At 38.2% G+C, this 21,967-nt stretch carries 26 protein-coding genes and 2 tRNA genes; 10 read left to right on the forward strand and 18 right to left on the reverse strand.

Annotated features, from left to right (window positions below; translation table 11 throughout):
• Positions 1 to 21: 21 nt before the first annotated feature.
• Complete coding sequence (locus JN11_RS10625) at positions 22 to 1,776, reverse strand: glycoside hydrolase family 13 protein (protein ID WP_144912389.1); 1,755 nt, start codon at positions 1,774 to 1,776, stop codon at positions 22 to 24.
• A gap of 294 nt (positions 1,777 to 2,070) precedes the next feature.
• On the opposite strand from JN11_RS10625, the gene JN11_RS10630 reads away from it, so the two are divergent.
• Both JN11_RS10630 and JN11_RS10635 read left to right on the forward strand, forming a co-directional pair.
• On the forward strand, positions 2,071 to 2,430 hold the full coding sequence (locus tag JN11_RS10630) for a ribonuclease E inhibitor RraB (protein WP_144912390.1): 360 nt from the start codon (positions 2,071 to 2,073) through the stop codon (positions 2,428 to 2,430).
• A gap of 75 nt (positions 2,431 to 2,505) precedes the next feature.
• Entirely contained in the window at positions 2,506 to 2,889 is a 384-nt protein-coding gene (locus JN11_RS10635; RefSeq protein ID WP_144912392.1) for a nuclear transport factor 2-like protein, read from the forward strand.
• Between the two features lie 59 nt (positions 2,890 to 2,948).
• Here JN11_RS10635 and JN11_RS10640 read toward each other — a convergent pair.
• The 4 genes from JN11_RS10640 to kdsA form a co-directional block, all read right to left on the reverse strand.
• A tRNA-Leu gene (locus JN11_RS10640) sits at positions 2,949 to 3,030 on the reverse strand.
• Between the two features lie 108 nt (positions 3,031 to 3,138).
• Positions 3,139 to 3,921 carry an ABC transporter substrate-binding protein gene (locus JN11_RS10645; RefSeq protein ID WP_144912394.1) on the reverse strand — a complete coding sequence of 261 codons (783 nt, stop codon included), beginning with the start codon at positions 3,919 to 3,921 and terminating at the stop codon, positions 3,139 to 3,141.
• Between the two features lie 51 nt (positions 3,922 to 3,972).
• Complete coding sequence (locus tag JN11_RS10650) at positions 3,973 to 4,908, reverse strand: KpsF/GutQ family sugar-phosphate isomerase (RefSeq protein WP_144912395.1); 936 nt, start codon at positions 4,906 to 4,908, stop codon at positions 3,973 to 3,975.
• A 43-nt stretch (positions 4,909 to 4,951) separates the two neighbouring features.
• Complete coding sequence (kdsA, locus tag JN11_RS10655) at positions 4,952 to 5,728, reverse strand: 3-deoxy-8-phosphooctulonate synthase (protein WP_144912397.1); 777 nt, start codon at positions 5,726 to 5,728, stop codon at positions 4,952 to 4,954.
• Between the two features lie 180 nt (positions 5,729 to 5,908).
• On the opposite strand from kdsA, the gene hscB reads away from it, so the two are divergent.
• Positions 5,909 to 6,433: a Fe-S protein assembly co-chaperone HscB gene (gene hscB, locus JN11_RS10660; RefSeq protein ID WP_144912398.1), complete on the forward strand. Its 525-nt coding sequence runs from the start codon at positions 5,909 to 5,911 to the stop codon at positions 6,431 to 6,433.
• Between the two features lie 30 nt (positions 6,434 to 6,463).
• Positions 6,464 to 6,547 (forward strand) — tRNA-Leu (locus JN11_RS10665).
• Between the two features lie 394 nt (positions 6,548 to 6,941).
• On the opposite strand, the gene JN11_RS10670 is transcribed toward JN11_RS10665, so the two are convergent.
• Positions 6,942 to 7,694 (reverse strand): winged helix-turn-helix domain-containing protein, encoded by a 753-nt coding sequence (locus tag JN11_RS10670; protein ID WP_246138987.1) that lies wholly within the window; start codon positions 7,692 to 7,694, stop codon positions 6,942 to 6,944.
• Positions 7,695 to 7,935: 241 nt separating this feature from the next.
• Between JN11_RS10670 and JN11_RS10675 the strand changes: the two genes are divergently transcribed.
• The 3 genes from JN11_RS10675 to JN11_RS10685 all read left to right on the forward strand — a co-directional run bounded on the left by JN11_RS10675 (position 7,936) and on the right by JN11_RS10685 (position 10,199).
• The gene (locus JN11_RS10675; protein WP_144912402.1) at positions 7,936 to 8,580 is read left to right on the forward strand and encodes a YceI family protein; all 645 of its coding nucleotides are present in this window, start codon (positions 7,936 to 7,938) and stop codon (positions 8,578 to 8,580) included.
• Between the two features lie 17 nt (positions 8,581 to 8,597).
• Positions 8,598 to 9,647, forward strand: coding sequence for a ligand-binding sensor domain-containing protein (locus JN11_RS10680; protein ID WP_144912404.1), 1,050 nt, complete (start codon positions 8,598 to 8,600; stop codon positions 9,645 to 9,647).
• Positions 9,648 to 9,761: 114 nt separating this feature from the next.
• Positions 9,762 to 10,199: an energy transducer TonB gene (locus tag JN11_RS10685; RefSeq protein ID WP_170227737.1), complete on the forward strand. Its 438-nt coding sequence runs from the start codon at positions 9,762 to 9,764 to the stop codon at positions 10,197 to 10,199.
• A gap of 136 nt (positions 10,200 to 10,335) precedes the next feature.
• On the opposite strand, the gene JN11_RS10690 is transcribed toward JN11_RS10685, so the two are convergent.
• Positions 10,336 to 10,812, reverse strand: coding sequence for an OsmC family protein (locus JN11_RS10690; protein WP_211360722.1), 477 nt, complete (start codon positions 10,810 to 10,812; stop codon positions 10,336 to 10,338).
• A 15-nt stretch (positions 10,813 to 10,827) separates the two neighbouring features.
• Positions 10,828 to 11,223 carry an amino acid-binding ACT domain-containing protein gene (locus JN11_RS10695; RefSeq protein ID WP_144912409.1) on the reverse strand — a complete coding sequence of 132 codons (396 nt, stop codon included), beginning with the start codon at positions 11,221 to 11,223 and terminating at the stop codon, positions 10,828 to 10,830.
• Between the two features lie 67 nt (positions 11,224 to 11,290).
• On the opposite strand from JN11_RS10695, the gene JN11_RS10700 reads away from it, so the two are divergent.
• Complete coding sequence (locus tag JN11_RS10700; RefSeq protein ID WP_144912410.1) at positions 11,291 to 11,983, forward strand: ArsR/SmtB family transcription factor; 693 nt, start codon at positions 11,291 to 11,293, stop codon at positions 11,981 to 11,983.
• A 132-nt stretch (positions 11,984 to 12,115) separates the two neighbouring features.
• The gene (locus JN11_RS10705; protein ID WP_144912412.1) at positions 12,116 to 13,315 is read left to right on the forward strand and encodes a sensor histidine kinase; all 1,200 of its coding nucleotides are present in this window, start codon (positions 12,116 to 12,118) and stop codon (positions 13,313 to 13,315) included.
• A gap of 51 nt (positions 13,316 to 13,366) precedes the next feature.
• On the opposite strand, the gene JN11_RS10710 is transcribed toward JN11_RS10705, so the two are convergent.
• The 9 genes from JN11_RS10710 to msrA all read right to left on the reverse strand — a co-directional run bounded on the left by JN11_RS10710 (position 13,367) and on the right by msrA (position 20,693).
• Positions 13,367 to 13,708: a hypothetical protein gene (locus JN11_RS10710; RefSeq protein ID WP_144912414.1), complete on the reverse strand. Its 342-nt coding sequence runs from the start codon at positions 13,706 to 13,708 to the stop codon at positions 13,367 to 13,369.
• The gene (locus JN11_RS24425; RefSeq protein ID WP_170227738.1) at positions 13,705 to 13,842 is read right to left on the reverse strand and encodes a hypothetical protein; all 138 of its coding nucleotides are present in this window, start codon (positions 13,840 to 13,842) and stop codon (positions 13,705 to 13,707) included. The genes JN11_RS10710 and JN11_RS24425 overlap by 4 nt, the downstream gene beginning before the upstream one ends.
• A 319-nt stretch (positions 13,843 to 14,161) precedes the next feature.
• Positions 14,162 to 14,830 carry a MarC family protein gene (locus JN11_RS10715; RefSeq protein WP_144912415.1) on the reverse strand — a complete coding sequence of 223 codons (669 nt, stop codon included), beginning with the start codon at positions 14,828 to 14,830 and terminating at the stop codon, positions 14,162 to 14,164.
• A 122-nt stretch (positions 14,831 to 14,952) separates the two neighbouring features.
• Positions 14,953 to 16,794 carry an alkaline phosphatase gene (locus JN11_RS10720; RefSeq protein ID WP_144912417.1) on the reverse strand — a complete coding sequence of 614 codons (1,842 nt, stop codon included), beginning with the start codon at positions 16,792 to 16,794 and terminating at the stop codon, positions 14,953 to 14,955.
• 144 nt (positions 16,795 to 16,938) lie between these two features.
• A complete protein-coding gene (locus tag JN11_RS10725) occupies positions 16,939 to 17,670 on the reverse strand; it encodes an SDR family oxidoreductase (protein WP_144912419.1) in 732 nt (243 codons plus the stop codon).
• 9 nt (positions 17,671 to 17,679) lie between these two features.
• The gene (locus tag JN11_RS10730; RefSeq protein ID WP_144912420.1) at positions 17,680 to 18,534 is read right to left on the reverse strand and encodes an SDR family NAD(P)-dependent oxidoreductase; all 855 of its coding nucleotides are present in this window, start codon (positions 18,532 to 18,534) and stop codon (positions 17,680 to 17,682) included.
• Between the two features lie 68 nt (positions 18,535 to 18,602).
• A complete protein-coding gene (locus JN11_RS10735; protein ID WP_144912422.1) occupies positions 18,603 to 19,505 on the reverse strand; it encodes an AraC family transcriptional regulator in 903 nt (300 codons plus the stop codon).
• A 40-nt stretch (positions 19,506 to 19,545) separates the two neighbouring features.
• Positions 19,546 to 20,067: a peptide-methionine (R)-S-oxide reductase MsrB gene (gene msrB / locus JN11_RS10740; protein ID WP_144912423.1), complete on the reverse strand. Its 522-nt coding sequence runs from the start codon at positions 20,065 to 20,067 to the stop codon at positions 19,546 to 19,548.
• The gene (gene msrA / locus JN11_RS10745; protein WP_144912425.1) at positions 20,064 to 20,693 is read right to left on the reverse strand and encodes a peptide-methionine (S)-S-oxide reductase MsrA; all 630 of its coding nucleotides are present in this window, start codon (positions 20,691 to 20,693) and stop codon (positions 20,064 to 20,066) included. The genes msrB and msrA overlap by 4 nt, the downstream gene beginning before the upstream one ends.
• A 270-nt stretch (positions 20,694 to 20,963) precedes the next feature.
• On the opposite strand from msrA, the gene JN11_RS10750 reads away from it, so the two are divergent.
• Positions 20,964 to 21,512, forward strand: a complete 549-nt coding sequence (locus JN11_RS10750) for a DUF1543 domain-containing protein (protein WP_246138988.1) — start codon at positions 20,964 to 20,966, stop codon at positions 21,510 to 21,512.
• Between the two features lie 65 nt (positions 21,513 to 21,577).
• Here JN11_RS10750 and JN11_RS10755 read toward each other — a convergent pair whose 3' ends face one another.
• On the reverse strand, positions 21,578 to 21,937 hold the full coding sequence (locus JN11_RS10755) for an iron chaperone (RefSeq protein WP_144912429.1): 360 nt from the start codon (positions 21,935 to 21,937) through the stop codon (positions 21,578 to 21,580).
• Between the last annotated feature and the right edge of the window lie 30 nt (positions 21,938 to 21,967).

The following is a 21,967-nucleotide window of genomic DNA, read 5'->3' on the forward strand; positions in this document are numbered from 1 at the left end:
CTTCGTAATGCTTATTTATCTTTATTGAATTTGATAGACCACCGCCTGATATGGCAGTAACTTGCTTTTATCAGATATGGATCCCTCATAATTACTTAAAACAAGTTTGGCAGTTGACAGATCATATCCGGTTTTTACTTCGGCAACGGTACTGGTAAAATTGAGTACGATGAGCAGTTTCTTGCCATCAAGTTCGCGGGTGTAGGCGTAAACTTTTGGGTTGTCTTTATCCAGCAGGGTGTATTTGCCATAAACCAGCACCAGGTTTTCCTTTCGTAGTTTGGTTAGTTTTCTAAAATAATTTAAACAGCTGTTCTTGTCCTTTTCTTCCGCAGCAACATTAATGGTTTTGTAATTATCATTAACCTTTATCCAGGGTGTTCCTGTAGTGAAACCTGCATTTACAGAACTGTCCCATTGAAAAGGTGTACGTGAATTATCCCTGCTGCTGAATTTTGCTTCCTTTAAAAAATCGGGAATAGAACCGCCGATATTTAGCTGGTGATGATATTCGTTTAATAAGGATACATCCCGGTAATCTTCAATTTTAGTAAATCCTGGGTTACTCATACCTAATTCATCGCCATTATAATAATAAGGTGTGCCACGCATGGTCATTAAAAAGGTAGAAAGCATTTTCGACGATACTTCCCTGAATTCGGGACTATCATTGCCATATCTGCTTACTAGCCTCGCCTGGTCATGATTAGCCAGGAAGATAGAGAGCCATCCCTTATCAGCAAAAACGCTGTCCCATTTACTGAATACCCGCTTAAACTCTAGTAAATTGTACCCGCTAGATTTTGCAATACTAACGCCATCAAAAGCATAAGCCATATTTAATTCATGACGATCGGCATCTACCATGTTGTGGGCATCTTCGTAGGTGTTACCTGCACCTTCGGCTACACTCATTACGTTGTACTTGCTTAATACCTCTTTGTTAATTTGCTGCAAGTAGCCGTGCAAGCCGGTAACCATGCCATAGTATTGATTGAAATTCTTTTCAAATCCCTTCGGGAAAGCCGGGAAGGTAGTGTCTTTGGCAGCATACTGAAAAGCATCCATGCGAAATCCGTCTATCCCCTTATCGGCCCAAAACTTCATGATATTAAAAACCTCCTGTCTTACTTTGGGGTTTTCCCAGTTCAGGTCTGGTTGCTTGCGCGAAAAATAGTGAAGGTAATAGGCATTAGTCAGGGAATCGTACCGCCAGGCATCATGATTTATATCGAACAAGCTATAACGATATGGCGGTTTACCATTTTCGGCATTCAACCAGTGATAATATTCGCGGTAAGGGTTGGTTCTTGAACTGCGGCTTTGTTTGAACCATTCGTGCTCATCGCTGCTATGGTTTACCACCAGATCCATCACCAATTTTATACCACGGTAATGCAGACCCTTCAGCATTACGTTAAAATCTTCTATGGTGCCGAAGTCGCTCATAATGTTGCGATAGTCGCTCACATCATAACCGTTATCATCATTAGGCGAGCTATAGATGGGGTTGAGCCAAACCACATCCACACCAAGACTTTTGATATAATCTAATTTCGATATGATTCCTTTTAAATCGCCAATACCATCACCATTATTATCCTTAAAGCTTCGCGGATATATTTGATAAACCACTGCTTCTTTCCACCATTTACGGTCAATTTTGTGGGTTGTATCAGTCTGTCCGAAAACGTTTCCGGAACACAGAATGATGATACAAGCTACAACGATTTTTTTTAGGTTGAAGGCAGGTGATGACGGAATATAACTATTCATGGCGTTTTTAAAAATATGGCTCCTTATGAAAGGATAAAAATAGGTTTACGGGATAAAGATAGGAATGTTTTGGCTGATGTGGATAAAAGAGCTTTTTCAAATAAATGATACTGAGTGATTTTATTTTAAAAATGTTTATAAGATATTGGATGTTAGTTATTTTCAACATATAGATCTGATCATCTGACTTATTGTTGTTGGGGTTATTTTTCCGTATTAAGTCAAATTATAAGTAGTAATTGATTGTGGTAAAAACAGAAAAAATTAAATAGATTAGATGAAATTAATCACGATATGCAAAACACATTTTTTGACCAAAAATTGCATGAAGAAGATATCGACCTTGGTACTAATGAAGATGTTTTAAAAAGAATTTACAAGGATAATGTAAAGCAAACCGATATGCTGCCTGTGGAGTTCTTTTTTGTTACGGATAAAAAAGCTAAAGCAACAGCTTTTAAAAAACAGCTTAAAGAAAAATTCCCGGCTTATGATTCTTTAGAGATTTCGGATTACGATGCTAATTTTGAGATATCAGGTATAACCGATCCTATAGAAATGAGTTTATCGGCAATTAATAGTTGGAATCAGACAATGTGGGATTTTGGTTACCAGTTTGATTGCAAGTTTGATGGATGGCAAGCGGAAAGTTGATTTAACATATAATATTTTTGTGACCACCGGTGTCCCTGATATCATCCCCGGGAAAAGCAAATAAAGTAACATCCCATGGAAGAAGAACAAATACGTGAAGCGCTGGATGCGCACTGGCAAGCATCTGCAATTGGTGATGCAAACGCAGAGCATGATATTTATGATGATAATACCATTTGTGATTATCCGCAGTCGGGCGAACGAATCTTCGGACGGAGTAATTTGCAGGCTTTACGCAGTCATCATCCGGGTAAGCCTTCAGGCTTTAATGTAAGGAGAGTCCTGGGAAAAGGTAATCTTTGGATCACGGAATATACCATCACCTATCAGGGGAAACCAGCATTCACCGTAAGTATTATGGAGTTTCGTAACGGTAAAGTTGTACACGAGACACAGTACTTCGCAGACCCTTTTGAAGCGCCGACCTGGCGAAGCCAATGGGTTGAGAAGATTGAATGACGCAATTTTTAAACAAAAAAGCCGCCAACTTTTCAGTTAACGGCTTTAAAACATTCAAGTGCGGAAGAAGGGACTCGAACCCCCACGCCTCGCGGCGCCAGATCCTAAGTCTGGTGCGGCTACCAATTACGCCACTTCCGCGTTTTTGATTTTTAAGAGGCTGCAAAGATAGATTAAAATAGCAGATTTAAAAATTGAAATTAAAAAAAATCTTAATCTATTACCTTAATGCCTGATCCTCAATAAAAATCAATTGTTTAATTCTTTGTTCAACCATTCAAAATATGCCGGGGCATGCAATAAACGGCTGCCATACCACGAAAATATTTCACCATCCACCAGTTTTATAATGGCATCAGGCAGTATCGCTTTAAGCTCTTCTATATGCTTTTCTTTAAAGGGATAAGGTTCTGAAGATAACAAAACTACCTTCGGATCGGCGCTTATCAACATATCCACATTTATTTCCGGATACCTGTCTGCTTTAAATACATTCATTAAGCTGCATTTTTGCAACATATCATCTATAAAGGTATTTTGTCCTGCCACCATATAAGGTTTGCGCCAAATGAAATAAGCGGTGCTTAAGCAAGGCTTTAGGGTTAGCTTATTAAACCCTTGTTCAATATCATCCTTTAATATTTTTGCTTCTGCGGCTTTGCCAACCAGGACTCCTACCCTTTCAATCATATTCAAGGAACCTGCAAGGTTGCTGATGTCACTTATCCAAACCGGGCAAATATCCATTAAGCCTTCAACCTGGCTACGTTCATTCTCTTCTTTATTGGCGATGATCAGGTCGGGCTGAAGTGATTTTATTTTGGCAATATCCAATTGCTTTGTGCCGCCAATCTTAATGGTAGATTTAAATTTATCCTGAGGATGAATGCAGAATTTCGTTATGCCGATGATCTCCTCATTTAAACCCAAGTAAAACAAAAGCTCGGTTTGCGAAGGCACTACAGAAATAATCCGTTTAGGTACGGATGCTAATGATATCTCTCTGTTTAGCTGATCGTGAAATATTGGCATCAGTTTAATTGGATTGGATGGACTGAAAGAAAGTCCATCCAATTTGTACTCCTATTGATTATAAATCTGGTAAATACCGCTCACCTTTCTGTCGCTCGCAGAACCTACCAGAATGGCTGTAATTTTCTTTTCTATCATCAACTGTTCGGCATGATGGATGAACTCGTTTTCGTCAATAAATATCGGTGATCTGCTCATCATATCTATTGCTGTATGAGTGGTGGTATCTGGGTTTTTAATCAAGGCACGTCTCAGGTCACCATCTGTAACTACTCCTTTAACATCCTGTGCATCACCAACTATAACCATTCCTAAACGACCTTCAGACATGCAAAGCAACAATTCTGTAAAAGAAGCCGTCTCGCTGATGAAAGGCAAATTATCCGTTCGCATAAGGTCTTTTACCTTGATCAATAATTTACGGCCCAAACTTCCACCGGGATGAAAACGGGCAAAATCTTCATGTTGAAACTGGCGCGATTCCATCAATGCAACCGCCAAGGCATCCCCCATAACCAGAGTTGCTGTGGTAGATGAAGTGGGCGCTAAAGCCAGTGGACAGGCTTCCTGCTTAATGTTCACATTAAGGTGGTAATGGCTGTTTTTCGCAACGGTTGAATTAGGGTTACCGGTTATACCAATAATAGTGTTTTGATTCCATTTTAAAAATGGAATCAATTTTAATACCTCATCGGTCTCGCCCGAATAAGAGATCAGGATCACCATATCATCACCGCCCACCATACCCAAATCACCATGAAAGGCTTCACCTGGATGCAGGAAAAAACTGGGCGTGCCAGTGCTGGCCAAAGTAGCCGCTACCTTTTTACCAATAATTCCGGATTTACCAATACCGATAACGATAACTTTGCCATTGGCTTTCAGTATTACCTCAACAACTTTGGTAAACTCATCATCAATAAGGCTGGCAACGTGTTTTAAGGAGTCAATTTCTGTATCAAAAACCCTTTTTGCAATTTCTTTCATTTATCAAAGAATGCTGCTAATTGTAAAAATCAAAAACTTAGGCTTATCCTAATAGCGGTTTAATTACTTCTTCCAGCTCATGCAGGCGAACCATGTTAGGCCCGTCGCTCAGGGCATGGTCAGGATCAGGGTGGGCTTCCATAAAATAGCCACTGGCACCAAAGGCTTTAGCAGCAAGCGCCATCATCGGTACAAAAGTACGGTCGCCACCGGTTTTGCCACCTGCACCGCCAGGGCGCTGCACCGAATGTGTACAATCCATACAAACTGGATGACCAAAGGCTTTCATATCATAAATGTTCCTGAAATCAACTGCAAGGTTATTATAGCCGTACATGTTGCCACGCTCGGTTAAAATTACCTGGTTGTTTCCGGCTTCTATTACTTTTTGTGCAGGATAAAACATATCCTGTCCTGATAAAAACTGTGCTTTTTTAACATTCACAATTTTACCAGTTTTAGCCGCAGCAACCAGCAGATCAGTTTGACGGCATAAAAATGCCGGGATCTGTAATATATCTACCACCTGGCCAACAATTTCAGCCTGGAAGGGCTCGTGAATGTCAGTAGTCATTGGCAAGCCAAAGCGTTCTTTTACTTTCAACAGCATTTCCATACCGTGTTCAAGCCCCGGACCGCGATAAGAATGGATAGACGTCCGGTTAGCTTTATCAAATGATGATTTAAAAATAACAGGAACATTGTACTTCTGCCCTATTTCGGCTACCTTTTCGGCAACGGTGTATAACAGCTCCTGGTTTTCCATTACACAGGGACCTAATATAAAAAACGGCTTCTGCCGCATCTGATCAAATAGCATTGCGTTTGAAAATAACGTGTATGTTTTGTGAATTACTGCGTAAAGATGAGAATTATTTTGAGAAGTCAGCGAGTTGGTAATCCAGCAAAAATGTGAGGGCGGTCTTTGGGATTGTAAGTCCTAAACCATTTTTCACCCGCAGGCTCACCTACTTCTACACTTTAGGACTACCTTTGCAGCATGAATTACTTTGAGTTTTACGGTATCGAAGAATCGTTTACACCTGATGCTGCTTTATTAAAGAAGAAGTTTTATGAGTTGAGCAAGAAGTACCATCCAGACTTTTATGCCAATGAAGATGACGAGAAACAACAGGAAATATTAGAACTTTCCACCATAAATAACAAGGCTTATCAGACGCTTTCTGACCCTTACAAGCGCCTGGAATACGTTTTATCGCTCCATGAATTGCTAAAAGAGGGTGCAAAACCACAACTTCCAGCAGATTTTTTAATGGAAATGATGGATGTAAATGAGCGCCTGATGGAAGTGGACTCTGCAACTGAATTGGGTCATATCACCGCAGAAGTACTTGCTGTTGAGGATGATATTAACCAAAAGATCACGAGTGCCACGAGCGGCTATGCCCATTTGAATGACACTGCTAAAGAAGAAAGATTGAATGAAATTGCAGATTGTTATTATAGACAAAAATATTTGTTGCGTATTAAAGAGAGTTTGAATACATTTGCATCCCGCTTTTGAACGAACTAATCCACCGTTCATACAGGAAAGGCCCAGATGGCGGAATCGGTAGACGCGTTGGTCTCAAACACCAATAACTTCACGGTTGTGCCGGTTCGACCCCGGCTCTGGGTACTTTGGAAAAGCCCTTCGATACGTCGAAGGGCTTTGTTTTTTTAAATCAAAACCCGTTCTTCTTGAAAGTGTTGTCCCGCGAATACATGACACAAAAGAAACACTGTGGGATGGTGAAATAATGCATTCTGTAAATCAATAAGTTATAAGAAATATGGGCTAAACTGGGACAGCGTGGGCTAAAAATCTGAAAAAAAACTCTTTACATTGAGTAGAAAGGGTTTTAGTTTTTAGTGAATATTTAATGTGGCTTCATCGCTCGGAAAAAATCGTTTTGGTTCAATCTCTGGTAAGGATAATCCTTTTAATTATATCATATTAGTAGTTCACGATAAAGTTTTACAAATATCAATTGAAGTCTGATAAGATCAATTTCAGGGCGGGGAGATTCTTCTTAAGAGCCAACTTCAAGCTTATATCCCTTGCTGCGTATAACAACAATGTTGATATTCGGATCAAGTTCCAATTTTTTTCTAAGTTTTGATATGAACATATCCAGACTACGCCCCACAATAACACCTTCATCTTCCCAGATCTCTTTTTGCAGACGGCTTCTCTCTATAGTCTGGTTAGGAGACAACGCGAAAATGAGCAGCAGACGTGTTTCAGTTCCAGTTAGGTCTATGGTCTTTTTATTTATTACCAGTTGCCGCTCCTGCGCATCAAACAACACCGAGCCAAAAGTGAATATCTTGGTGCACTGATCGTTAGGTAAGGCTCTCCGCGGCTTAACAGATCTCAAAAAAATAAAACCAACAAATGCTAAAAATGGCAGGCTGCCCAGAAGATATCCATTCTTTGCGTTATTTATGCCTGCCGGTTTGAATTTAATGTTGATCATGTAACATGCTCTGGGTTGTTCTCTTCCTATACATGCTACAATATCATCTTTAGTATTTTGGGATATAGCGTATCCATAGGCTACACTGGAGTTGCTACAGTTCAGAACGTTAACAACATAATCACGTGCGAGCGGGTCTTTGGCCAACAAACGCCGGGTAGTATTCACCAGGGAGTCCGGTTGAAAAGTAAGATCATTCTCAAACGTGATCTGGTATTCATTTTCTGCGATCTTTTTTACCGGCAGCACCCTCGACGTACTGTCGCCAGACTGTAAGAGTAGCTCATGTCCGATCCTGCGGAGCAAAACTTCCCTTCTGGCGATATCAAAGTCGTCACTCCCGGTCATACTGAAAGCCGCGCAGATTACAGAGATAAACGAGAGTAATATCAATCCACACAGGTACTTGCGTTTCCCAGAGAGGAGATTTCGGCTATCAAACATAATATTTGCGATTTATTTACAAAGTTTACATTTTTATTTACAATCCAAATCTCTCAAGCCGAAAAATATCAAAGTAGATTCGCTGAATCAATTTTGATATGATATGAAAAATAAAAAAAATGTCTTATGCGGTCTGATTATTTTGCTGGCAGGAGTATTTTACTTTCCCGTACTGGCTCAACAAAAAAAAAGCGCTCAGGATGTTGTTTACCAGCTCGATGTTAAAAAGAGTAAACTGTTTTGGAAGGCTCCCAAAAACCGGCATAATGGTTTCATATTATTTAATTCGGGCACCCTTAGCAACATTGTCGCCGGCTGGCCTACACGGGGTACTTTCAATATAAATATGAACAGTATGAGGAGTATCGACAAACCCACAGCTGGCGGAAGAAAAAACGTTGACGATAAACTGAGCAGCGAAGACTTCTTTGCTGTATCAAGATATCCTACAGCCACCATGCTCGTTAAACAGATCCTTCCGGAAAAGAATACTGCTGCTACCTATAGGGTTTCGGGTGAGCTGACCATCAAAGGTGTGACTAAACCCATCGAATTTGCAACTATTATGAAGCAGAATGGCAGTACGATTACAGCAACGGCAAACACGAACATTAGCCGCGCAAACTGGAATATCAATCATCAACCACAGCCGACATCATGGGACTTCTTTGCACGCATGAAAGACAACCTTGTTGACGATGACATCTCTGTCAGTCTGGAACTGGTGTTTGCTAAGAAACAATTGTAATGTAATTAAAAGAAAAAATGAAAAGCTACTCACAGATTTACGCTTTGTTTTTGACGCTTGTTTTTTGCACTTCCTGTGGACAAAACCAAACAGAAGAAAAAAAAAACATTGTCAATTCCGAAACCAAAGGTGCAATTACCTCCCACGGACCTCAAAGCATCACTCGTAATATCATACAAAATAGAAACGGCAACATTTGGATTGCTGCATTTGATGGTATTTTTCGGTACGATGGAAAGTCTTTTACCAATATTACAAGTAAAGTGAGTTCGGCCCGCTTCTTTTCTGTTTTAGAAGATAGAAAAGGTAATTTTTGGTTCGGCTCCATTGGCTCAGGTGTTTACTATTATGATGGGAAATCCTTTCAAAATTTCACAACCAGGGAGGGACTTCTTAATAATGAAGTTACAAGTATTTATGAAGATAAAAAAGGCAACATCTGGTTCGGTGTTTCTGGAGGAGCAAGCTGTTACGATGGGAAGTCCTTTCGGAATTATATCATAGATGGAAATGCCATGATGGAGGATCGGACAGGGAAAACTTTTCCGAATAGACGTCCTTATGAGGTTACGTCTATTATTGAGAATAAAACAGGCAAGTTTTGGTTTGCTACAAGAGGCAATACCTTTGTGTATGATGGAAAAACATTTACCGTTTTCACTCATGAGGACAAACCTTTTACGAATGTTCGTACTATAATCGAAGATAAAACAGGCAATATCTGGCTTGGTGGAGCTGATGGCCTTTGGCGTTATGACGGCATTACATTTATCAATTTTACGCAAAAGTTTGTTGGTTATATAATCGAAGATAAAAAAGGCAATATTTGGACCAGTTCAGAAAGCGCTAATAGCCCAGCCTGGGTTGGTTCAGAAACCGGAAATATCCAAGTTTGGGCACTTTCCCGGTATGACGAAAAGTCCTTGTCTGATAAAAAGCCAACAGTAACCGAAATAACAAATAAAGGAATGATTTTCGGGATCTTAGAAGATGATAAAGGAAGTATTTGGTTTGGCGCTTTTGATGGGGTGCATCGTTATGATGGAAATGCCATTAAGAAACTTTAAAGGTAAAGAGGGTCGAAGTAATGTGTTGCGGTTCGAGTCCCTTCTTCCACCTCTAATATTAAAATCTAGTATTATTTAAAAAAATGCTCGATATTTAATATGATGTTTGGTTTCATGAAGAAAGTCCTGCTCCTTTTATTATTATCAATTTCTATATTTTATAAAGCCACAGCCCAAGAATCAATAAACACTACAGATACAATCGTAGTCGGCAGCATTGAAAAAAGCTTTCCTGGTGGTTTTGATGCTTTTAACAAGTATGTAAAAAAAAATGTCCGCCCACCTGTTATCGCTTATGAAAATAGTAAGGTAGGTATAACTTATGTAAGCTTCATTATTGAACCAGATGGTAGTGTAAGTCATGTTTGTACTATCCTTGAAGCCGGTAGTGGTATGGACGAAGAGGCAATTCGGGCTATCAATATCTCAAAGAATTGGTTACCAGTTGCAATAGATAATAAACCAGTAAGATCTTTTTGCAGAGTAGGCGTTCAGTTTTTTGCCAACTTTGATAAGGGGGCGATGTGGGTAGAAGCCAAAAAAATAGATTAATGCTGTCTATTTACTACATTCCAACTTGCAAATCATTATGAAAATTGGTTTAATATTTCTACAATTAGACTATAGAAAAGCCCTTCGATACGTCGAAGGGCTTTGTTGTTTTTATAGGATATAAACCTGGTTTGCTTTACCCCTCTTTTACCTTGCAGACCGGGTTATGGTAAACAGGAAAATTTAATGAGTTTGCTATAAAACATAATTCATTTGCTTTTTTGTGAAGCTCATTCGCTTTTTTCATCATCGAAATATCTGTTACGGTAGCTATTGGGTTTAAAGTTGCTTCTGTAAATTTACCGCCGCCATTTGCTGTTTCAATCATTATAGCCGTGGCGTGGTCAATATAATCTGTTATGATGATCCCGGCCACTGCGCATAAATGCAAATACCACAGCATGTGGCAGGATGTAATAGAAGCTAACAAAAGGTCTTCCGGATTATGTTTCGTTTTATCACCACGAAATGCCGGGTCAGAAGAACCCCAAATTTCAACTTTATTATCAATGTGTATCGAGTGATTTCTTTCAAATTCTTTATAACCTGACGTGCCTGTTCCGGTGTTGCCTGTCCACTTCACTATCAGGCTATAATTGTGTTGTTCATTCATGTTTTTTTTATTTATTTAGCTCCACCATTCTTTAATCCATTCTTCTGATACTTTTTTGCCTTTTTCATAGTCGTCAACAACTACAATTAATTGATTAGAATGATCACTGTATTGTACCAAGATATTTATATTGGCTTCTGCAATCTTCCTGCAAAACATACCTAATTGTCCTGGAACATCCTGACGAAGTTTTTGAACAATAACATCGCTTATTTTCACTACCTCAATTTGAACCTTTGCTAATTCTTCCCTGGCTCTTTCTGCTTCTTCCACTAAGAAATGAGCAATTGATGTTTTCCCATTTTGAAATACTCCGCCGCCTTCCAGTCTGATTTTGTTTTTCCCTAATGTTTCACCCATCAGCGCCAGCGCACCCGGCTCGTTCTTTAATAAAATTTCTATGTCTTGCATTTTCTATGTCTTTATTTTTTCAAAAGAACATCAATTATTACTTTTACATTTCATTTAAAACTGAATTATGACTGTAGAGGATAAATTTGTTTCCCTTTCTGCCTTGATTTGTGAACCCACAAGGGCAAGAATGTTATGGAACTTGCTTGATTTCAGGGCATATACGGCAAGTGAGCTGTCCATTGTTGCTGATACTTCCCCTACTTCTGCAAGTAATCATTTGTCAAAGTTATTGGAAGCAGGAATAGTTAAAGTTGAAATTCAGGGACGGCATAGGTATTACTCGCTTTCAAATCCCGAAGTTGCTTATGCTATTGAGGGATTGGCAAATCTTGTAAATAACAGTAGTGCTGCTAAAAGCGTAAAAAAAGAACCAGAAAAGAATGGTGTGAAATATTGCAGAACTTGTTATGATCATTTAGCGGGTTTTGTTGGTGTTAAAATTGTTGAAGCATTAGAGGGAAAAGGGTATTTAACAAAATCAGAGAACGGTTATCTGATTTCCGAAAGCGGTTGGGAATGGTTTACGTTTTTAAATATTATGAAAGAAGATTTTAAGAATAATCGCCGCCCTTTGACCCGTCAATGTATTGATTGGTCTGAACGCCGCCCACACTTAGCTGGTCAGCTTGGCGCAGAATTTCTAAGTAAAATGCTTGAAAGAAATTGGTTTAAAAAGATTCAGTTTTCAAGAGAGTTAGTCATAACAGGAAAAGGGTATCAGGAACTTTATGATTTGCTGGGTATCGATTTACAATAATCGCAAACACCTGATCAAACAAAACAATTTTAGACTATAGTTAAAGCATAATCAATCATTATAATTAAGATTGGTTATCACGATAATTGCATATCTTTAAATGCTTTTTCTTCATTAATAAATTTAGAGTATATGATATCAATCTATCCTGATCATGAAGAAAATAGACTCGCCGCCCTTAATTCCTACAATATTCTAGATACTGCTAACGAAAAAGATTTTGACGATCTCACTATTCTCGCATCTGCAATTTGTCAAACCCCTATAGCCTTTATAAGCCTGATTGATGATAAAAGGCAATGGTTCAAATCACGTAAAGGAATTAGCGAAAGTGAAACCCCTATAGATGTTTCATTTTGTGTTCATACCATCGCCTCTAATAATGATATCATGATAGTGGAAGATGCAAATAAAGATGAACGGTTTGCAGAAAATCCATTGGTGAAGGGTGAAGAAAAAATAACTTTTTATGCAGGAGTACCTTTAATTAACGAAGATGGTTTTGCACTAGGTTCGTTATGCGTTGTTGACCAAAAGCAAAAGCAATTGACGGATGAACAAACTGTTGCTTTAAAAATTATAGCCAAACAAGTAGTGGATAAATTAGAGCTAAGAAAAAAAGCGATTGAGTTGGAAATGGTGAATAAGGAACTGATTAAATCTAATTTGTTTATACAAAAATTTGCCTCCATGGCTGCTCATGATATCAGGAATCCTATGAGTAGTATTTTGCTTACGGCACAATCTATGAAGGCCAGGATGCAAAAGCTGGGTGACGCTAAATATGAAGAATTGGTAGATATAAATATCAATTCGACCAAACGCTTAATGGTGCTATTGGATGATATGCTGGCGTATTCAAAGACACCTGCATTATTATTGACTCAAAAGGAAACAATAAACTTATCGGAGTTATTGATGACAGTGACAGGTATGATAAATGTCCCCGTTAATTTTAATATACAACTTCCTGCTGAAAACTATTTGCTAACGGTTTCGGCCGTGGCGCTGCAACAAATATTTATTAACCTGCTCACCAATGCCATCCGTTATAACGATAAAACGCAGGGTGAGGTAAATATCAGGTTTAACCAGGATGATGAATACTATTATTTTGAAATAGAGGACAATGGAATTGGCATTGCCATGGAGTACTACGAAAAAATATTTAATAATAATTTTACGCTTAATATTGTGGACCGATATGACAAAAAGGGTTCAGGTATTGGCCTGTCAACTGTTAAAGAGATAATAAAATCTTTGCAGGGGAAAATTAGTGTGAACTCAATTATAGGGCAATTTACTACCTTCTATATTAGTTTGCCGAGATAAAGCAGCAACTGAAATTATTCTTTTAATAATTTCAGTTGCTGATACCCATAATTATCTTAATAACATTTTAGGGTTATAGGCAACCAGATATTGCAAGTCTTTATCTACCGAATTCGAATGATCTCCTGAATTTCCGGCACCCGATTTTATTTGTGCCAATCGTTCCTTTACCAGTTTAAAAAACTCCAATAGTACTTCAGGTAATACTTTTACTGATACTGTTGGATAATACTGTTTTTCAAGCTCCTTTTTTTTGCCTTCTGATGCAACCTGTAGTTCCCAGCCGTCATCGGCTTTAAAACCAAACTCACTTGCGCAATTGTTTAAATCATATACGTAAACCATGGCCTGGTGAGCTACTGTTTTATTTTTTACTGTGTTGCTTGTTATCATGCTCTTTTTTTACTGGGGGATGTAAGTTCCATTTTTGACACGGATCCTTTTCCGGTCTGGTAGTCCGACTGCGATTTATTGACGTTTACAGAAGGTGCCTTCTTTTTATCTTTAACTGAATTCTTTCCTTTCATAATCCTGTTTATTTATTGTTAAATATTAAAAACACACGATATACTTGATGAAACAAGTTTTTCATGAGTTGGTGATTTTATCTGCGTAAAGCTTAAATATTACCGGTGAGAAAAAATTGGTAATGCCTAAGAGAAGTAATTTTTTAAGGAATTAAGTAAAGATAGTCTTTTAAAATTTAGCATTGTCATTCCAGTAACACATTCGTAAGAATTTTGTAAATAAAAAAACCATTGAGTTAGATCCCAATGGCCATGAAAGCAAATAAGCTCTTATAAAATTAACTGGAAATTAGCTCTAATATTATTGCTTACTTATCCATTATCCTTTTATCAAGCTCATAATTCCCGAAACGGCAATTTGAAGCCCGACGCAAAAGATTAAAAAAGCACTGATACGATTTACTATTACTTCGCCGCTGGAGCCCAGGTAATTGATTATTCTTTTTGTATTGAGATAAAAAATATAAATCAGCATACATATAAAAATGATAGCCAACATTATGGCAATGGTATTTTCCAGATAATTACTGAAGTCCTTTCCTTCACTTTGTGCACTCAATGTAAATAAAACAGAAATGGTTCCGGCCCCTGTTGTTATTGGAAAGGTGATGGGATAAAACAACTTATCATCAATCCCTTCATGCACCTTTAAATCTTTGCCGGCCATCGGGCCATCGTCGTCAGGCTTTTTATCAGTAGTTAATGATTCCCAACCTATTTTGCATATCATAATTCCCCCGGCAAGCTGCACCACAGGTATAGAAAGACCGAATACCTTAAGAATGTAATGACCGGTGAATAACGCTACGGTACAAACGCAAAAGGCATAAAAAGTAATTTTACGTACAGCACTCCTTTTTTCATTCTGATCAAGATGACCAAAAAACGGACTAACAATAAAAGCTGAACCTATGGGGTTAACCACAGGAAATAAAGCAATGATCCCGATAAATAGTAAATGGATAAAAGTATTATAGTGGATGATCATGGGCTAAAAATAAGCATTTGCTATGCCCTGTTAAAATCCCTTGTGAAAAATTTATTATTGGATTGAAGATTGTTCGGTGTTCATTGTTTGATGCATGAACACCTTGAACGCTTGGTAAATTATTATTTTTCGTTAATTAGTGCCAGTAGCTTTTTAAATATCTCGTTATTATTATAAACTCCTCTAAAGTCACCCGAATGAGGCCCGTAAGCAAATACCGGAACAGGCGTGCCCGTGTGATCATTGGTACTAAAATCTCCCCATACATACCCTTTTGAAATATTACCATCCAATAAAGTTAAGCCACCTGTTTCATGATCGGCGGTTACAATTACCAATGTTTCACCATCTTCATCAGCAAAGCGTAGGGCATTACCCAGCATCCTGTCAAAATCGCTGTTTTCAGTTATTACCTGCTGCAGATTATTGCTATGGCCGCCATAATCAATCTGCGAGCCTTCAATCATCATAAAAAAACCTTCAGGATTGCTTTTAAAGGTATTGGTTACCTTGTTAAGTGCCAGCGATAAATAATTCCCCCTGCCCTGCATTTTAGGCCTAGTAACACTGTCATCCATTAGTGCCAATATCTTTTTGGCCGGCGAATTTAAAAAAGTATCAAAATTGCGGATAACAGTATATCCTTTTTGCTGCATTTTATCTAAAGGAGATTCATCGTTTACTTTCTGCGTGAAATCTTTATAGGCTGAACCTAAAAAGATATCAATTGATGATGAAACAATGTCATTTGCAATAGCTGTACTGCTAGATCGTTCTGATTGGTGCGCATAGAAAACTGCAGGTGTAGCGTCCGTTAATTCGCATACTACAATATCAGCAGTTTTTTTACCGGCTTCAGCACTATAATCGGCCAGTGATTTTAATGGCTTTCCCGCTGTGTCAACGCCAACAGCCCGGTCATTTGTTTTTTGCCCGTTGGCAAAGGCTGTACCTCCGGCTGCTGAATCAGTGATATAAGCATCTGCTGAATTGGTTATTGAAAAACCAATATTCAGCATTTGAAATATATTTAACTGACCGTGGTTGGCGGTATAGGTAGCATATATTTGCGATAAGCCCATTCCGTCGCCAATACATAAAATGATATTTTTAACCTTTTTTATTGCCCCATCCGAATGATAAGTTGGGTGATAAATTTCGTAAGGTTGATTTGACACATATTCATCTTTAGGCTTCTTGTTTAAAAAATCGCCTAATTCTTCAACCTTGTCTGTGCCTATAACATCAACCCCCAATCTGATGAGTGCCAACCAGCTGCTTTTAGTATCAGGAGTTTCCCAAAAGCGTATTTTTTTGCCCAGAGCATGTACACTATCAATGCCATTCTTTATCCTCCTGATTTCATCATGGTTGAGTACTCCTTTCCCATTCCATTTTACGTATTTGCTAAATGGAAAGCTTACCAACCCAATTTTACTCCATTGTTGCGGAGTAAATCCATCTAAATGGTCTGCATCAAAAAGTATCCAGCCAGGGTAGTTCAGCAGTTCATTGGCAGGTGGTACCGCCCCTGTCATAACTATTGATAACCTGCCCGGATGACCTGGGTAGGAGAAATATTTTTCCAACGGCTTAAGCTCTTTTATAACCAGAGGTATCACAGCTTTATAATCTTCTTTTATTTCAATAAGTAAGCGTAATTGTCTCTTCTGATCGACCCTAAGCTTTTTTATCAGTGGATCGGTGTATAAAATTTTCAGAGATCTGTCTGCGCTTATATATTTCTTATCATGCGCCACCATTAATTGCCCGTTAACAGCATATACATCAGCTTCTATTGAACCAAAACCTTTTTCGTATGCCCTGTAAAAGGGTATATTATTATTGTAGTCGTTATGTGAGTGTGCGTCAGCAACTGAATACTCTTTTATTTGTGCTTTTGCAATTATGCTTATGTTTAGTAACAGGGTTAATAAGGGGATTACCTTTATGGACTTTATCATGTTTGATTTTAATGCAAAAGCGCAAATTGCCCCTTATTTGATTATAAGGAGCAATGAACTTGTGAACAATATTTAATGTGCCAAAGTAAAAGCAGAATTATTAAGGTATTCTTAAGTAAATGTTAACATCTTGATGCGTTTTAATTACCTAGTTTGTCCCAATGGCCTTAATACAATATCATTCACATTAATATTTCCCGGCTGACTGATGGCATAAATCACCGCATTAACAACAGCTTCCTCGTTCATCTTGGGCATGTTGGCCAGATTTCCAAAAGCGGCTTTAATTTTAGGGCTCGTAATATCACGTCCTAATTCAGATTGGGTGGCGCCCGGAAATACGGTAGTAACCTTTATAGTTTGTGCAACCTCTTCGCGAAGGGTATCCATAATAGCCCGTACGGCGAATTTAGTGCCACTGTAAACACCAATACCAGGAGTGGTTTTTAGGCCTCCCACAGATGAAGTAGCCAAAATATGACCTTCGCCCCTTTTCAGCATGTACGGTAACACAGCATTAATGCCGTACAATACCCCCTTAATATTAATATCTATCATCCGGTCCCATTCTTCAACAAGCCCTTCGTCAAAAAAGGATATCGGCATTATTCCAGCATTGTTCCATAACACGTCAATATGTCCAAATTTGCTAATGGCTTGTTGTATAAGATTATCCAGATCAGCACGTTTGCTTACATCGGTCACTACGTATAAGGCATTATCGCCCATGTTTGCTGTTAATGTTTTTAGCTGGTCTTCTCTTCGTGCTGCAAGTACTACTTTAGCACCAAGTTCAACAAACTTGCATGCCGCTGCTGCTCCTATCCCACTGCTGGCGCCGGTAATGACAATTACTTTGTCTTTAATATTTTCCATTGTTATAGTTTATAAGTTATCAAAATTGGTAGATATGGTAACATGTTTCCATGTATCAAACTCTTCCTGCTCAGCTTTGCGTTTGTCGGCCAACATTTGCCAGGCATCAGGGCCCATTAACAAGTGTACCGGTGGATTAGGTTCTTCTGTCAATTTAACCAGCGCTGCAACCAGCTTATCGGGATCACCTTGTTGGTTTCCGTTCATTTGTTTCAATGCTGTTTCCCTTTCTTCAACATTATATTCCGCAATTCTGTTTTTAGCCATAAGGAATGAACCTTCTTCCAAAAAGCTTGTTCGGAAATAGCCGGGAGCAACTACAGTAACGTTTATGCCAAATTCTTTTACCTCCTCAGCCAGGGCTTCTGATAAACCAATCATTGCAAATTTTGATGAGGCGTAACTTGATGAATTAGAGAATCCTTTGTAACCGGCAACAGAGGAGATATTGAAGATATAGCCCGATTTTTGTTTCCTTAGATATGGCATAGCTGCGTGGATTACATTGAAGGCGCCAAATACGTTTACAGACATACAATCCCGAAATTCCTGCCCTGTTAAAGCTTCAATGCTACCCAATATACCATAGCCAGCATTGTTAACAATCACATCCAGGCCGCCGAATTTTTCAATAGTCTTATCAATGGCACTGTTGACGCTTTCTTCATTAGTAATATCAACGGTTAATGCCAATAGGTTTTCTTTTGTAGCAGATATTTTATTTTCAATATCTGTGGCATTGCGCGAAGTGGCGGCAACTTTATCGCCCTTTTGCAATAAAAGTTTAACCAGTGCAAGGCCCAAGCCTTTTGATGCGCCGGTTACAAACCATACTTTTTTCTTGTTTTTATTTTCCTGTATCATAAACAATGTTTTATGATACAAATTTAAGGGACTTCAATATTGCAAAATTATGCCAATCAAACACATAGTTATGAAATGACAACCAATTGTTTCCTGAATTGATTGGGCGATTGTGCCGTTTGTTTTTTGAAGAAGATATTAAAATTGGATGCATGTTCAAAACCCAGGCAATAACCAATTTCGTTAATTGCCCAATTGCTATGGAGCAACAGAGCTCTTGCTTCTTTAATTATTCTTTCTGTAATATGTTCTGTAGTTGTTTTGCCGGTTATTTCTCTTAATGCCCGGTTAAGGTGATTAGTGTGAATGGCCATCTGGCTTGCAAATTCATTTGCATTTTTAAGGCGTATAGTGTGCTGAGGTGAAGGGATGGGGAATTGCCTTTCCAATAATTTAAAAAACAATTCGCTAATGCGGGCCGAAGATGAACCTGCTTTATAATGATTCTCCGAAGGCTCAATTTTAAGCGCTTCGTGCATAATGATTTGCAAATAGCTTCGTATAAGGTCGTATTTATTAATGTATGACGACTGGATTTCTGTATTCATCTGCTCAAAAATTCCGTTTAAAAATATAACGGACTTTTCATCAGGCTGTAAAACATGATTGCCACTCACCTTAAATAAGGGTGATGTGGAGAGGCTATCCGTTTTCAAATTATGATTTATAAACTCTTCTGTAAATAGGCAGGAATACCCCCTGTTATTTGCTGATATAGGCTCCCATGAATAAGGAATCATCGGGTTAAAAAAGGCAATCATATTGTTTTTAATATGAAAAGTCTTATCTGCATACGATAGAATGCCTTCACCCTCAATTATAAGCGAAATTTTATAAAAATCGCGTCTGTTATGCGGTAATGCTATAGCATGACAATAATCCTCAGACCTGTAAATATTAAATTGCCCCGGCTCAGAGCCATCCTTTGTTAAACGGTGATGAAAATCGCCTGCGGTTTCTTTAGGATACATTTAATAAAGTTATGAAATTCAAACAACATAAAGCCAATAACTATTTTGAAAACCCATCTGGCTGAAAATCCAGCGAAATAGAATTCATGCAAAATCTTTTATAGGTTGGCGGCGGCCCGTCATCAAAAATATGCCCCAGGTGTGACCCGCATCTGGCACAGATTACTTCAGTGCGTTCCATTCCGTACGAATTATCCGCACGGTATATCACGCTGTTTTTTCTTATCGGCTCAAAAAAACTTGGCCATCCACAGCTACTCGCGAACTTGGCATCCGATTTAAACAGCACATTTCCGCAAACAGCACAGTAATAGGTTCCTTTAGCATTTTTATCCCAGTATTGACCTGTAAACGGTTGCTCAGTAGCTTGTTCCCTTGCGGTAGCGTATAAGGCCGGTGGCAAAATCTTTTTCCATTCTGCATCACTTACGTTTAACTTTTTAGTATCGGTATTAGAGTAATACGGATTGTTCTCGTGCCCCTTTGTTGTTTTAAGTTGTTGCGCGAAGGCATAGGAAACAGAAACGGATAAAATGGTAATTAGTATGAAGGTTGATTTCATTTTTTTAGTTTGTCTTTAAACACTTTTCTGAATTTTTCTAATTCTGGTTGAATTACATATTTGCAGTAAGGCTGGTCGCCATTTAAACTATAGTAATTCTGGTGGTAATTTTCTGCTTTGTAAAATATAGTATAAGGAACAACCTGGGTTACGATATCTGTTTTATAGGCTTTTTCCTGGTTAAGTTTACTGATATAATACTTTGCTTTTTCCTTTTGTTCGGCATTGTGGTAAAAAATGGCCGAACGGTATTGTGTGCCTACATCATTACCTTGTCTGTTAAGTTGGGTAGGGTCATGCGCTACAAAAAAAGCTTCCAATAATTCGTCATATGAAATTACTGCCGGATCATAAACAATATTACAAGCTTCGGCGTGTCCGGTTGTTCCGGTACAAACCTGTTCATAGCTTGGGTTGGCTACATGGCCGCCGGCAAAGCCAGAAGTGACTTTTTCTACTCCCCGTAATTCTTTAAATTTTGCTTCGGTGCACCAAAAGCAGCCGGTTGCAAATGTGGCTGTATCCAGCTTTTTTAATTTTGAAGGTTGAACAGAGGCTTTAGCCCGGATGGTTATAGAAAAACTTGAAATAAAGAGTACAATTAAAAAACAAATTGTTTTGTTCATATATAGTTTGCTAAACGTGTTAATAAAAGTTACATTAATATAATTAGTGTGAAGATTATCTTTTTCTGTTTATAAATACGGTTTAATAACAATTAAAGTGGCTTTTAGGTTTAAATTTGATTTGTAAATGACAAAGCTTTGGCAATCATTAATAGTTTGAAATGTGGATAACGTTAATGTGTTTATAACTAAATCTGCATTAATAAGCATTCTATTTTATCTTCGTTTATAATTTATTGTTGTAAGGTAATGGCGCGGCTTAAACTTTTTATGTTACTATTAGGTTGCAAACCGCCCGGGCGACATATTGAACAACACGATGTTTTCTTCGGCATTGCCGGATCATTGAGTGAACTTGTCCCGGAAATAAAAGCGTTTTGGCCAGAACCTGAAAAGATTCATATCGATGCCTGGCGAGAGGTGACAGCGGTTGATGGATACCAGATTAACATCATCAACAAGGGAGAAACAAACAATACATCAGCCGATCTGATGATGAGGTTGTTTTTTGTTAATTTAGGGGGCTATCAACCAGATAAGTTTGAAGAACAACACTATGTTATTCTCACTGCCAAAAAAGATCGTGCAGCCGCTTTTAAAGCTTCTAAAGAAACTTTATTTTTCCGGCATAATCATTTTGAAGGTGCCAGCTCGCATATTGACGATAAATATGGTATTGATGTTGATGATCTTTACCAAATTGAAGACATCCTTTCTGATTCTCAAAAAGAAAAATATCAGATTGAATTAACTCCTATGGCTGATTTATCAGATGATCAGATAAATTTGGGGTATTTCAAATTAGACAGGTTACCTTGACTGTTTTTATTGATTTCTTCCTGATATTTCTTTAATTGATATGTTTGATCTTAATTCATTCTGACCTATTTCCTTTTTTTCTGCAAATTCTCTTCTACCCTGAATTTTACAATTTTAGCAACCAGTTCCAAAGGTAGTGGCTGACTGAATGGAAATTGAACAGAGCCCTTCCCTGTTTTATAAACTGATAATTCGGTCTTAAATTCTTCAAGACCTGATCCTCTTGGATACAAACCAATGTGATTAGTGTGTGCCGCAAACCATACCAGCATGCCGTTTAATTTAAAAGCGGGTATTCCATAGCTTATTACTTCTAAAGCTTGCGGAGCAGCGGTTTTAACGATGGCCCTCATTTGCTCCAATAACTTTTGAATATCCGTAGGGAAACTTAAAATATAGGCATCTACATCAATTGGCTTGTTCATTATTTTACCGGTTATTATCTCAACATTACT

Origin of the sequence: Mucilaginibacter frigoritolerans, assembly GCF_007830615.1 — a bacterium.
Taxonomy (GTDB): Bacteria; Bacteroidota; Bacteroidia; order Sphingobacteriales; family Sphingobacteriaceae; genus Mucilaginibacter; species Mucilaginibacter frigoritolerans.

Coding starts and splice junctions, on each gene's coding strand:
- JN11_RS10625 (WP_144912389.1), bottom strand. CDS start 1,776: ATGAATAGTTATATTCCGTCATCACCTGCCTTCAACCTAAAAAAAATC.
- JN11_RS10630 (WP_144912390.1), top strand. CDS start 2,071: ATGCAAAACACATTTTTTGACCAAAAATTGCATGAAGAAGATATCGAC.
- JN11_RS10635 (WP_144912392.1), top strand. CDS start 2,506: ATGGAAGAAGAACAAATACGTGAAGCGCTGGATGCGCACTGGCAAGCA.
- JN11_RS10645 (WP_144912394.1), bottom strand. CDS start 3,921: ATGCCAATATTTCACGATCAGCTAAACAGAGAGATATCATTAGCATCC.
- JN11_RS10650 (WP_144912395.1), bottom strand. CDS start 4,908: ATGAAAGAAATTGCAAAAAGGGTTTTTGATACAGAAATTGACTCCTTA.
- kdsA (WP_144912397.1), bottom strand. CDS start 5,728: ATGCTATTTGATCAGATGCGGCAGAAGCCGTTTTTTATATTAGGTCCC.
- hscB (WP_144912398.1), top strand. CDS start 5,909: ATGAATTACTTTGAGTTTTACGGTATCGAAGAATCGTTTACACCTGAT.
- JN11_RS10675 (WP_144912402.1), top strand. CDS start 7,936: ATGAAAAATAAAAAAAATGTCTTATGCGGTCTGATTATTTTGCTGGCA.
- JN11_RS10680 (WP_144912404.1), top strand. CDS start 8,598: ATGAAAAGCTACTCACAGATTTACGCTTTGTTTTTGACGCTTGTTTTT.
- JN11_RS10685 (WP_170227737.1), top strand. CDS start 9,762: ATGAAGAAAGTCCTGCTCCTTTTATTATTATCAATTTCTATATTTTAT.
- JN11_RS10690 (WP_211360722.1), bottom strand. CDS start 10,812: ATGAATGAACAACACAATTATAGCCTGATAGTGAAGTGGACAGGCAAC.
- JN11_RS10695 (WP_144912409.1), bottom strand. CDS start 11,223: ATGCAAGACATAGAAATTTTATTAAAGAACGAGCCGGGTGCGCTGGCG.
- JN11_RS10700 (WP_144912410.1), top strand. CDS start 11,291: ATGACTGTAGAGGATAAATTTGTTTCCCTTTCTGCCTTGATTTGTGAA.
- JN11_RS10705 (WP_144912412.1), top strand. CDS start 12,116: ATGATATCAATCTATCCTGATCATGAAGAAAATAGACTCGCCGCCCTT.
- JN11_RS10710 (WP_144912414.1), bottom strand. CDS start 13,708: ATGATAACAAGCAACACAGTAAAAAATAAAACAGTAGCTCACCAGGCC.
- JN11_RS24425 (WP_170227738.1), bottom strand. CDS start 13,842: ATGAAAGGAAAGAATTCAGTTAAAGATAAAAAGAAGGCACCTTCTGTA.
- JN11_RS10715 (WP_144912415.1), bottom strand. CDS start 14,830: ATGATCATCCACTATAATACTTTTATCCATTTACTATTTATCGGGATC.
- JN11_RS10720 (WP_144912417.1), bottom strand. CDS start 16,794: ATGATAAAGTCCATAAAGGTAATCCCCTTATTAACCCTGTTACTAAAC.
- JN11_RS10725 (WP_144912419.1), bottom strand. CDS start 17,670: ATGGAAAATATTAAAGACAAAGTAATTGTCATTACCGGCGCCAGCAGT.
- JN11_RS10730 (WP_144912420.1), bottom strand. CDS start 18,534: ATGATACAGGAAAATAAAAACAAGAAAAAAGTATGGTTTGTAACCGGC.
- JN11_RS10735 (WP_144912422.1), bottom strand. CDS start 19,505: ATGTATCCTAAAGAAACCGCAGGCGATTTTCATCACCGTTTAACAAAG.
- msrB (WP_144912423.1), bottom strand. CDS start 20,067: ATGAAATCAACCTTCATACTAATTACCATTTTATCCGTTTCTGTTTCC.
- msrA (WP_144912425.1), bottom strand. CDS start 20,693: ATGAACAAAACAATTTGTTTTTTAATTGTACTCTTTATTTCAAGTTTT.
- JN11_RS10750 (WP_246138988.1), top strand. CDS start 20,964: ATGTTACTATTAGGTTGCAAACCGCCCGGGCGACATATTGAACAACAC.
- JN11_RS10755 (WP_144912429.1), bottom strand. CDS start 21,937: ATGAACAAGCCAATTGATGTAGATGCCTATATTTTAAGTTTCCCTACG.